Source organism: Nocardiopsis sp. JB363, from assembly GCF_900143625.1.
In the GTDB taxonomy this organism is placed as follows: Bacteria; Actinomycetota; Actinomycetes; order Streptosporangiales; family Streptosporangiaceae; genus Nocardiopsis.
Genome location: NZ_FRFF01000011.1, coordinates 1 through 11,100, shown reverse-complemented (window position 1 = coordinate 11,100; position 11,100 = coordinate 1). Strand labels below are relative to the sequence as shown.

General features: G+C 68.8%; 7 protein-coding genes and 1 pseudogene. 3 read left to right on the top strand and 5 right to left on the bottom strand.

All coding sequences use genetic code 11. The features are described from left to right. The 5 genes and pseudogenes from BQ8420_RS03055 to BQ8420_RS03035 form a co-directional block, all read right to left on the bottom strand. Window positions 1-709: pseudogene (locus BQ8420_RS03055) on the bottom strand (13E12 repeat family protein); the annotation flags it as partial. Window positions 710-1,503: 794 nt separating this feature from the next. Next, window positions 1,504-2,814: a TRAP transporter large permease gene (locus tag BQ8420_RS03050; protein ID WP_200815771.1), complete on the bottom strand. Its 1,311-nt coding sequence runs from the start codon at window positions 2,812-2,814 to the stop codon at window positions 1,504-1,506. Next, the gene (locus BQ8420_RS03045; RefSeq protein ID WP_087096269.1) at window positions 2,814-3,461 is read right to left on the bottom strand and encodes a TRAP transporter small permease; all 648 of its coding nucleotides are present in this window, start codon (window positions 3,459-3,461) and stop codon (window positions 2,814-2,816) included. Before BQ8420_RS03045 ends, BQ8420_RS03050 begins: the two co-directional genes overlap by 1 nt. 40 nt (window positions 3,462-3,501) lie before the next feature. After that, window positions 3,502-4,491 carry a TRAP transporter substrate-binding protein gene (locus tag BQ8420_RS03040; RefSeq protein WP_235005892.1) on the bottom strand — a complete coding sequence of 330 codons (990 nt, stop codon included), beginning with the start codon at window positions 4,489-4,491 and terminating at the stop codon, window positions 3,502-3,504. A 76-nt stretch (window positions 4,492-4,567) separates the two neighbouring features. After that, window positions 4,568-7,027: a glycoside hydrolase family 3 N-terminal domain-containing protein gene (locus tag BQ8420_RS03035; RefSeq protein ID WP_087096267.1), complete on the bottom strand. Its 2,460-nt coding sequence runs from the start codon at window positions 7,025-7,027 to the stop codon at window positions 4,568-4,570. A gap of 173 nt (window positions 7,028-7,200) precedes the next feature. Between BQ8420_RS03035 and BQ8420_RS03030 the strand changes: the two genes are divergently transcribed. The 3 genes from BQ8420_RS03030 to BQ8420_RS03020 all read left to right on the top strand — a co-directional run. Beyond that, the gene (locus tag BQ8420_RS03030) at window positions 7,201-8,241 is read left to right on the top strand and encodes a LacI family DNA-binding transcriptional regulator (protein ID WP_087096266.1); all 1,041 of its coding nucleotides are present in this window, start codon (window positions 7,201-7,203) and stop codon (window positions 8,239-8,241) included. A gap of 70 nt (window positions 8,242-8,311) precedes the next feature. Then, complete coding sequence (gene uxaC / locus BQ8420_RS03025) at window positions 8,312-9,733, top strand: glucuronate isomerase (protein ID WP_087096265.1); 1,422 nt, start codon at window positions 8,312-8,314, stop codon at window positions 9,731-9,733. After that, window positions 9,730-11,100 (top strand): mannitol dehydrogenase family protein (locus BQ8420_RS03020; RefSeq protein WP_087096264.1); only part of this gene is annotated, 1,371 nt, incomplete at its 3' end. The genes uxaC and BQ8420_RS03020, both read left to right, overlap by 4 nt.

The following is an 11,100-nucleotide window of genomic DNA, read 5'->3' as shown; positions in this document are numbered from 1 at the left end:
CCGCACCCGGCCCCCACATGCGCAGCAGGAACCCGCCTTCGAAGGTCGGCGAGAATTGGGCGCCACGGTTGTCGAAAATCTCGTCGTAATCCCGGTCGGCTTTATCGGGGTCCAGTTGGGCGACGAACCATTTCGCCGCGTCCCGCAACTGCCGCACCGACGCCTTCGGGCACTCCTTCTTATAAGCGATCAGCCCGAACTCCAACCGGGCCCGAAAACCCTCCACATCCGGGTGGTCGGCTTTGAACGCCTCATCGGCTGTTTCCAGGACCTTGGCCCAGTCGGTCACAGCTTTTTCGGTGGAGGTCGCGATCGCACACGCCTCACCCAACGACAGGGTGCTGTCCCCAAACGCCTCATCCACCAACGGCAACCGCTGGTGGTGGACGGCGCGGGCCAGGGTGGCGAGGTTGCCGGCCTCGGCGGGGGTGGTGCCCCACTTGTGGGTGATCCACGCCTTGAGGGTGTTCTGGCCGCCCTCTTCCAGCAGATCCCCGGAGGCTTCCATCGTGGCCAGGTCACCCAACAGAAGGTAGGTGGAGCGTTCCATGTCGCGATGCAAGCCCACCGATTGTTCCAGTCGGCTTTTGGCGCAGCCGGGCGGGATGGGGGTGGTGAAGATGTCCTCGATCTGCTCGCGCACACCCGCCATCGCTTTCTCGACCGGGGTGGCCCCGGTCGAAGCGGTGTGGGTGTCGGAGAAGCGCATACTCTGATTATATGCCAATGGCCAGGAGAATGGCAGACCTACTTCCGGGTATATTACTTTCTTTTCTCAGGGCGCCGGGATGCCTATCATGGAATGGTGCCTTTTGTGGGTTATCCACAACCCTTTTCCCCGCCACCGGAGCCGGCTACCGCAGGGACGCGCCCCACCCCATGGCCGCCTGTAGCGGGCCCTTCGTGACCCCACCCGTCACGTAGTGGCGACGCGCTCAACGATGTAGCGAGGGGGCCGGGTAGGGATTCGGCCGGCTGCGGCCGGACCGGGCGAAGCCCGGCGGGCCGAAGGCCCGGAAGGGCTTTTGGGTCCCTGACCCCACTCCCCGCTTCCCCGATAGCCGCCAACTGCCGTCGTAGCGAAGCGGGTCAAGGTGGAGCGCTCTCTCGGCGAAGCCGCCCCAGCGACGACCTTGACGCGCGTAGCGGAGACGGCCACAATCACGCGGCGGGGAAGGGGGAGACCACCGCAACCCCGCCAGAGCACCCCAAGGAACACGACCCCAGGCGCACCACCAGCAACCCGGCACACGCCCGACAACCTCCAGGAAAACGACCCCAGGCACCCCACCCCACCAGCACTGTGGCACTGGATCGACCAGAGTGTGAAACCACATCAGAACGCCGAAAGCCCCGAGCGCGGCTCATGCGCCCGGGGCCATTCCACAGTTCTACGGTCCTGCTCTCCGACTCTCCTGCGGTCCTGCTCTCCGACCCTCCTGCTCTCCTGAGGTCCTACCCTCCTACTCTCCTACCTTTCAGCCCTTCCACCGCTGGAAGGCCCTAGTTGATCAGGCCCAGGAAGGTGGGCAGCCACAGGGAGAACTGCGGGACGAACACCACCAGGAACAGCGCCACCAGCAGCGCCACGAAGAACGCCCACAGGCGACTGATCACCGGTTCGATCCGCAGACGTGCCACCCTCGCACCCACGAACAGCACGTTGCCGACCGGTGGGGTGATCACGCCCAGGGACAGGTTCATCACGACCATCACACCGAAGTGCACCGGGTCGATCCCGAACTCCTGCACGATCGGCAGGAAGATCGGCACGAAGATGAGGATCGCCGGGGTCGGGTCCATGAAAGTGCCGATGGCCAGCAACACGATCATCATCAGCAACAGGATGACCACGTCACTGTCGGTCAACCCGAGGACGAAGCCGGAGATCACCTCGGGCATGCGTGCGAACGACATGACGAACGCCAATACCGTGGACACCCCGACCAGGAGCATCACGATGGCCGTGGTCCGACCGGCGTCCACCAGGATCTGCGGCAGGTCCGTGAACCTGATCGACCGGTAGATCGCCGAGAGCACCAGGCAGTAGACCACGGCGATGGAAGCCGACTCGGTGGCGGTGAAGAACCCGGTGAGGATCCCGCCCACCACGATGACGATCATCAGCAGGGACGGCGTCGCGCGCCAGAGCACGACCAGCGCCTGTGTCAGGCTCACCCGCTCGTCGGTGCGCAACCGACCGGGTCGGCGGCGCGCGTGGAGGTACACCACGATCATGCAGGCCAGCACCCACAGGAGCCCGGGCACCAGACCGGCCATGAACAGCGCGGCGATGGAGCTGCCCGAGACCAGCGCGTAGACGATGAAGGTGTTGGACGGCGGGATCAGCATGCCCGCGGGGGCCGAGGCGATGTTCACGGCGGCGCCGAACCGGCGGTCGTAACCCTCTTGGGCCATGCGCGGACCCATGACGGTGCCCACGGCGGCGGCGGACGCGACGGCCGCGCCGGACACCGACCCGAACAGGCCGTTGGCCACGACGTTGGTCTGCGCCATGGAGGCCGGCATGCGCCCCGTCACGACCTTGGCGGCGTCCACCAACCTTCCGGCGATCCCCCCGTTGTTCATGATGACGCCCGCGAGGACGAACAACGGGATCGCCAGGAGCGGGAACGAGTTGATCCCGGAGAACACCTGTTGGGCGCTGACCAGGGCGGCCTGTTCGAGTCCGAGCAGCGGGATCGCGGCCAGGAACGCCGACAGGCCGATGACGACGGCGATCGGTACGGACGAGGCGATGCCGATGATGATGCCGACCAGGAGAATGAGTCCGGCCAGGGCTGAGGGATCCATCAGGTGTCCTTTCCGGTGCTGTTCTCGGACCCGTCCACGGACCCGTCCACGGACCCGTCCACGGCCTCGTCCCGCGGCGAACCGGGGGATCGGTCGGTCTCCGTCAACAGCACGCTGTCGGGGACGTACTTCTCCTGTTGGATCTCGGGGTCGTCCTCGGTGGTGTCGGCGTAGGGCTCCTGCGCGCCGGTCAGCAACCCCCGGACGTGGTGGAGGGCGTAGAACGTCATGAGGAGACCGGTGATGGGCATGGCCAGGTACATGTGCCCGTAGGTGAAGGGCAGCGCGCTGAGTTGCTGGCTCCACGCGTTCTGTGCCGCGGCCCAACCGCCCCAGGTGAGGATGACCAGCGCGAAGGCCATGACGATGATCTGCACTCCGACGGCGACGGCGCGTTCGACCTTCGGCGGGCTCTTGCGGGCGAGGTACTCGACGGCGATGTGACCGCGTTCGCCGAACACGTACGCCGAGGCGAACAGACCCAGCCACACGAAGGACATCCGGGCGCCCTCGTCGGTCCAGGTCGCCGGGTCGCTCAGGACCTGGCGGCTGAACACCTGCCACACGACGATCACCACCAGGAGTGCGAAGAGCACGACGGTGATCCAATAGAGACAGGTGTCGAGGAACTTCTTCAACGACTCCACGGAAACCTCCGATCGGGGGTACGGGACCTGCTGGGACGCTTCACTCCGCGGCCTCACGTGCGGCGTCGTAGAGTTCCCGCTGTGTTTCGGTGACCACGAACTCGTCCACGAGGCCGTCCAGGGCCTCGGCGAACGGGGCCTCCTCGACCTGGTGGAATTCGGCGCCGTCGGCTTCGGCGCCCTCGATGGCCTCCTGGGTGGCCTCGGCCCACAGCACGGCGTGCTCTTCGTAGGCGGCGGTCCATCCCTCGTCGAAGGCGGCGCGGTCCTGTTCGCTCAACCCGTCCAGGGCATCGGAGTTGATGATCAGGTAGTCCAACCCGATCAGGTGTTCGGTGTAGGACCAGTACGGTGCCACCTCGTAGTGGCGCTGGGTGAAGTAGGAGACCTCGTTGTTCTCCGCCGCGTCCACGACCCCCGCCTGGAGCCCGGTGTAGAGCTCGCCGTAGACCATCGGAGCGGCCGAACCCCCCAACGCCTCGGCGATGGCGACGTTGAGCGGGGACTCCTGGACACGGATGTTGGCGCCGGCCAGGTCTTCGGGGGTCTCGACGGGGCCGTCCGCCGTGTACACGCTGCGGGCGCCCTGGGTGAAGCCGCCCACCACCGTCAGGTCGTGGTTCTCGTCCAGGGAGGAGTACAGGTCACCGGTGATCTCCGGGTCGTGGACGACGTCCATCTGGTGTTCGATGTCGTCGAAGACCCTCGGCGCGTTGAAGGCGATGAAGTCCCGGTTGAGGTTCTCCAGCTGGGCGCCGGAGACGATGGCCATGTCCACGGCCCCGCTCGACACCAGTTGCAGCACCTCGGCCTGGCCGCCCAGCGTCTCGTTGGGATAGATGTCGAGTTCCACGCCGTCGGTGTTCTCCCGCAGGTGGTCGCCGAAGTGGTCCAGCGCGGTGAAGGAGGGGTGCTCCTCCGACTGGTTCAGCGCCAGGCGCAGGGTCCGTTCGCCCGGGGGATCACCGGCGTCGGCGCCGCCCCCGCAGGAGGCCAGTGCCAGGGTCGTCGCCGCGGCTGCGGCGGCCACCAGGCACGTTCTGCCGTGTGTGCTCACTGTTGGTTTCCCGTCCTTGGTCGCTTCGCGCCGTCGGCGTTCGAAGGGCTCAGTCATGGTCGGTCACCCGCGAACCTCGCAGGAGGAGGAAGGCGCCGCCGGCCAGGATCAACCCGACGGTGCCCCAGAGGAACCACGGCGACGACAGACCGGCGTTCTCTTCGTAGGTCAGCCCGAAGCCGTACTCGTAGAGGGCGCCGTCGTCGGTCTCGGCGTAGCCGGGGGCGTCACTGTCCTGTTGCGTGATCGCCTCGGGGGTGCCGGCCAGGGCGAAGGGCATGCGGCCCTGGGGCGCGTGGTCCCCGGAGAGCACGTCCATCAGCGCGGTATCGCCCACCCCGAACCCGGCGACGATGGCGCCGGCGTCGCGGAGCCCGCTCTCCTGGTCCAGGACGTAGGGCTGACGGAAGTACACGTGCAGGATCACCTTGCTCGGGTCGTCGACCTCGGCCATGACCTCCTGCACGGTCTCCAGGGAGGGTTCGACCTCCCAGGAGTCGCTTTCGGACATGCCGGTGAAGTCCAGGACGGACGACTCCCAGGGGTAGGAGCCCCCGAATCCGAGACCGTCGTCGGTGCACTCTTCCGCGCCCGAGGTCACGCAGGCGTCGGCGGCGCCGTACGGGCTTTCACCGTCCAGGCCCTCGATCCCGTCGATGACACCGGGGTTGACGTGGTCCTCGTCGAGCCCGAGGTCCTCGTCGTCGCTGACGTAGTCGCTCGCCTCGGTCCGGGCGGTCAGCGAGATGATCGCGTAGTCGCTGTCGGCCGCGCTGGGCCGCTCCGCGTCGTCTCCGCTGTCCCCACCGTCTTCGCCGTCCTCGTCGTCCTCCACGTTTCCGCTGGTGACGTCGTGTCCGTAGGAGGCGACGACGTCCTCGTCGAAGTCACCCAGCAGGTACAGGCTCGACTCGTCCTCCAACGGCAGGGTGGGCCCGGCGTCGGTCGTCTCGTTCTGGAGCAGGACGAGCGAGTCGCGCTGCACGTCCAGACCGACCTCGCGGTTCTCCTCGGAGCCGATCGTGGCCGTGGCCGCCTCGGGGTCGACGTAGGGGTTCTCGAACAGACCCATCTGGAACATCGGGGTGAGCAGCCGTTCGGCGGCCAGTTCGACCCGTTCCTCCGTGACGAGTCCTTCGTCGACCAGGTCGAGGATGACCTGGACGTCGTTGAATCCGGAGAGGGTGTCGGTGCCGGAGTTGATGGCGGCGGCGACCCTTTCGGGAACGGTCGCGTCCTCCAGTCCCCAGGCACGATCATTGATGATTCCGGTGTCGGAGTTGACGTATCCGGCGAAGCCCATACGTTCGCGCAGGAGTTCGTCGACGATGTCGTCGGAGAAGGCGAACCCCACCTCGTCGAATTCCTGTCCTTCGTGGGAGACGTCGACCGGAACCCCGTAGTAGGGCATGATCGAGGAGACCCCGGCGTCGATGGCGGTCTCGAACGGCAGAAGGTGGTCGGCGAAACCGTCGGACGGGTAGACCTGGGCCTTGCCGAAGGCGTAGTGCGGGTCCAGCCCCAGCTGCTGCGGGCCGCCCCCGGGGAAGTGCTTGAGGGTGAGCGCCACGGAACTGTCCGGGCTCAGCGAGACACCGTTCCGGGCCGGACCCTGAAGCGATCCCACGAGCGTCCCCATGACCTCGGACGCGTGTTCGGCGTCCTCGGTGAAGGTCTCGTGCGTGCGGTACCAGCGCGGTTCCGTGGACAGGTCGGCCATGTAGCCGTACATCCCGCGCAGGCCGATCGAACGCCATTCGTCGCCCATCACGTGGGCGAAGTCCTCCACCACGGCCATGTCGCCCGTGGTCGGGTCCTGCCCGGTCGCGGCGGCTTCGGCGCCCAGGGCGGCGGCCGAGATCCCGGCTTCCTTGGGGAAGGAGGTGAACGCCCCGACGGACTCGTTGATGCCCGCCCGCGCGTCGGGGTCGATGTGGTTACGGGCGTTGGACTTGAACAGCGCGGGGATGCCCAAGCGCGTGGCCTCGCTCATCTCCTGGACGGAATCGGTGAAGTTCGCGGCCTCTTCGGGGGTGACGCTGGTCGAGGCGTCGAAACCGGATTCGGATTCACCGCATTCGGCGTCGTCGGGTCCGGTGACGGTATTGCGGAACACGAACCTGTGCATGTGCTGCTCTTCGACGTAATCGTCGGCGAGAGGGGGCACGGTCCCACGTTCTCCGTCCACGCATTCGGCGTTGAGCGTGTCGATGAGCATGAGCCCGGACATCTCCTCCAGATCCATCTGCCCGACGAGGTCGTCGACCCTTTCCGCGACCGGCAGACGCCAATCCTCATAGGGGTCGAGTTCTCCGTCGTCGTTCAGGTCCCGGAAACGGTCGCCGTCCGCGTCGATCACGTCCTTGACCCGTGACTCCACCAGAGGGGTTTCGGCCGCGGCGGCGACGTCCGGCACGGTGGCCGGCCCGAGGGCGACCGCGATGGCGAGAGGGATCGCCAATGCGGAAGTGCGCGGGCCGGAAGCGCACTGACGAGGGGATTCGGTCATTTCGTGAACATCCAATCGGGGTGGTGTGCTCAGAGTCACACCGGCCTACGGGCCCGGCAAGAAGTTGCCATATGTTGGCGTGCGCTCCACCGTCGGGACGCCCCGTGGTCCGAGTGGGCGGGCCGCTCGGGCACTTCAACGGAGGGCCCCACCGGCCGCGATAGGTTGTGCGCATGTCAGGTGAGGACTCCGAAGACGGTGACCCGGCCGAGCGACGTTCGCCCACGATCTACGACGTCGCCGAGGCCGCCGGGGTCTCGCCCTCCACGGTCTCCCGCGCCTTCTCCCGCCCCGGCAGGGTCAACGCGCGGACCGCCGAACGCATCAGGGACGTCGCGCACGACCTGGGCTACCGGGTCGTCCCCTTGGCGCGGGCGCTCCCGGTCGGACGGACCTCGATGCTCGCCCTCGTGGTCGCCGACGCCACCAACCCGTTCCACTTCGACATCATCCGGGGCGCCCAGGACGCCGCCACCAAGGCCGGCTACACCGTGCTGCTCGCCGACACCCGCGAGTCGGACCTGGTGGAACGCCAGGCCCTGGAGCGCACCCTGCCGATGGTCGAGGGCATCGTCCTGGCCAGTTCGCGCATGTCCGACTCCACGATCCGGGTGACCGCCAAACAACGTCCGATGGTCGTGCTCAACCGGGTGGTGACCGGGGTGCCGAGCGTGGTGACCGACATCAGTAGCGGGGCCCGCCGCGCCATCGACCACCTGCGCGGACTCGGACACGACAGGTTCACCTACGTCGCCGGCCCGGAGGCGTCCTGGACCGACGGGATGCGCTGGCGGGAACTGCGCGAGGCCGCCCGGGGCGCGGGCCCGAAGGTGCGCCGGATCGGGCCCTTCCCCCCGACCCTCGAAGGGGGAGTGGAAGCGGGGCGTGCGCTGCGCCGCGAACCCACCAGCGCCGTGGTCGCCTACAACGACCTGCTCGCCATCGGCCTCATGGGCGAGCTGATCGGACACGGACACCGCGTCCCGGACGACTTCAGCGTCATCGGGTTCGACGACATCTTCGGCGCCCAGCTGGTCACGCCAGGGCTGACCACCGTCGCCGCCCCGCTCTACCAGGTCGGTTCCACGGCGGTGGGTCACCTGTTGGCGGTGCTCAACGGCGCCCGCCCCCAGACCGAGACCCCGCTGGTGGTCCCCACCTCGCTGATCCGTCGCCGCTCCACGGGACCCCACGGAACCGATCCGGTGGCGTGACGCCGGTCCGTCCAGGGCAACTCACGGCAACTCGTTGCCGTCCGTGTGAGGTGGGCCTCAGCATGTGGCCATGACAGGTTCAACCGCGCCCCTGGCACCGCACCCGGATCGTCTGCTGCCCACGGATCCGTCGGTCCGTTCGATCGCGCGACGGCTCTACCGGCACGTGCGCGAACTCCCGATCCTCTCCCCGCACGGCCACGTCGATCCCCGACTGTTCGTCGAGGACGCGGCCTTCCCCGACCCCGCGACGCTGCTGGTCACCAAGGACCACTACGTGACCCGGATCCTGCACGCCGCCGGGTTCTCCCTCGACGAGCTCGGCGTGGGGCGGGACGACCTGACCGAAGCCGAGTCGCGGTCGATCTGGCGCGCCCTGTGCTCGCGGTGGGACGTCCTGCGGGGCACGCCGTCCCGGTACTGGCTGGAATCCGAGCTGTCGGAGATCTTCGGGGTCGAGCAACGGCCCTCGGCGGCCACCGCCGACGCGATCCACGACAGGATCGCCGACTGCCTGGCCAAGGACGAATTCCGCCCCCGAGCGCTCTTCCAAAGCTTCGGCGTGGAGGTGCTCGCCACCACCGACGACCCCGCCGACGACCTGTCCGCGCACCGCTCGCTGCGCGAGGACCCCACGTGGACCGGGCGCGTCATCCCCACCTTCCGACCCGACCGTTACCTGGAGGCCGGCCGACCCGGATGGGTCGAGGCCGTGGACCGGCTCGGCGAGGTCGCCGGGATCGACACGGGCGACTACACCGGATACGTCCGGGCCCTGGAGGAGCGTCGCCGCCGCTTCGTCGAACTCGGGGCGACCTCGGCCGACCACAGCCACTTCGACGTGCGCACCGACCCGCTCGATCCGGGTGAGGCCGAACGGATCTACCGCGCCGCCCGCGCGGACGCGGCCACGCCCGAGGAGACCACGGCGCTGCGGCGCCACATGTTGTTGGAGATGGCCCGCATGTCCACCGAGGACGGCCTGGTCATGACCCTCCACCCGGGGGTGCGGCGCAACCACCACACACCCACGTTCCAGGCCCACGGGTCCGACACCGGCCACGACATCCCCGTCCGGGCGGAGTTCACCGAGGCGCTGCGTCCCCTGCTGGAGCGCTACGGAACCCACCCGAACCTCCACCTGGTCCTGTTCACCCTGGACGAGACCACGTTCTCCCGCGAGATCGCCCCGCTGGCGGGCTTCTACCCGTCCGTGTACGCGGGCGCCCCCTGGTGGTTCCTGGACGCACCGGAGGCGGTCCGCCGGTTCCGCGGCGCCGTGACCGAGACGGCCGGGTTCACGCGCACGTCCGGGTTCATCGACGACACCCGGGCCTTCTGCTCGATCCCGGCCCGCCACGACATGTCCCGCCGCCTGGACAGCGGATACCTGGCGGGACTGGTCGCCGAACACCGGTTGGCGGAGGACGAGGCCGCCGAGGTCGCGGTGGAGCTGTGCACCACCATCCCCCGGGGAGTGTTCAAGCTGTGACTCCGTCCAAGGAAGGGGCGGACGCGACCGCCCGCACCCTCACCCGCGCCGGCCGACCCGACCTCGAACCCGCACCGGTCCGCATCGTGCACCTGGGCCTGGGCAACTTCTTCCGCGCGCACCTGGCCTGGTACACCCACCACGCCCCGGGACGTTGGGGCATCGCCGCCTTCACCGGACGCCGGGACGGACCCGCCGACGCGCTGCGGCCACAGGAGGGGCTGTACACACTCGTCACCCGACACGAGGACGGCGACCGCTTCGAGGTCGTGGGCAGCGTCTCCGCCGTCCACTCGGCCGCGGACCACGCCTCGTGGCTGGGCTACTTCCGCTCACCCGACCTGGCCGTGGTCACCTCCACGGTCACCGAGGCCGGCTACCTGCACGACCCGGGCAGCGGACTCGACACCGACGACGCCGGCGTGCGCGAGGACGCCGAGATCCTGCGGCGCGACCCGACCGCCCCGGTCTCCACCGTGCCCGCACGGCTCCTGGCCGGACTCCTCGCCCGCGCACGCGCCGGGCTGGGGCCGATCACCCTCGTGCCCTGCGACAACCTGCCCCACAACGGCTCCGTCGTCCGCACCGTCGTCCGCGACATGGCCGCGCTCGTGGACCCCGACCTGCTCCCCCTGGTGGAGCGGACCGCCGCCTACGCCACCAGCGTGGTCGACCGCATCACCCCGCGTACCACCGACGGGGACCGCGACGCCGTCCTGGACCGGACCGGGGCGCGCGACGCCTCCCCGGTGGTCACCGAACCGTTCAGCCAGTGGGTGATCGGCGGTGAGTTCCCGGCCGGACGCCCGGACTGGGAAGCCACCGGAGTGGTGATCACCGACGACGTCACCCCCTACGAACAGTGCAAACTCACCCTGCTCAACGGCGGACACTCCCTGCTGGCCTACGCCGGGAGCGCTCGCGGACACACCACGGTCGCCGACGCCGTGGACGACCCGGTCTGCCTCGGTTGGCTGCGGGAATGGTGGGAGGAGGCCCGCCCCCACCTGGACCTGCCCGAGGACGAGATCGGGGACTACCTGGACGCGCTCCTGCGGCGCTGGTCCAACCCGAGGATGCGCCACCTGTTGGCGCAGATCGCCGCGGACGGATCGGTGAAGCTCCCGGTCCGGATCCTGCCGACGGTGCGGGCCGAACGGACGCGGGAACGCACGCCCAGGGCGGCGTCTCGGGTCCTGGCCGCCTGGGTATGCCATCTGCGCGGCTTGGGCGCACCGGTCTCCGACCCCCGCGCACAGCCGGCACGGAAGGCGGCCGCCGGCCCGGTCGACGAAGCCGTCCCCCGTGTCCTGGCCCACCAGGAGCGGGCACACGTGGTCGCGCAGGTAGGACACCACCGACAGCTC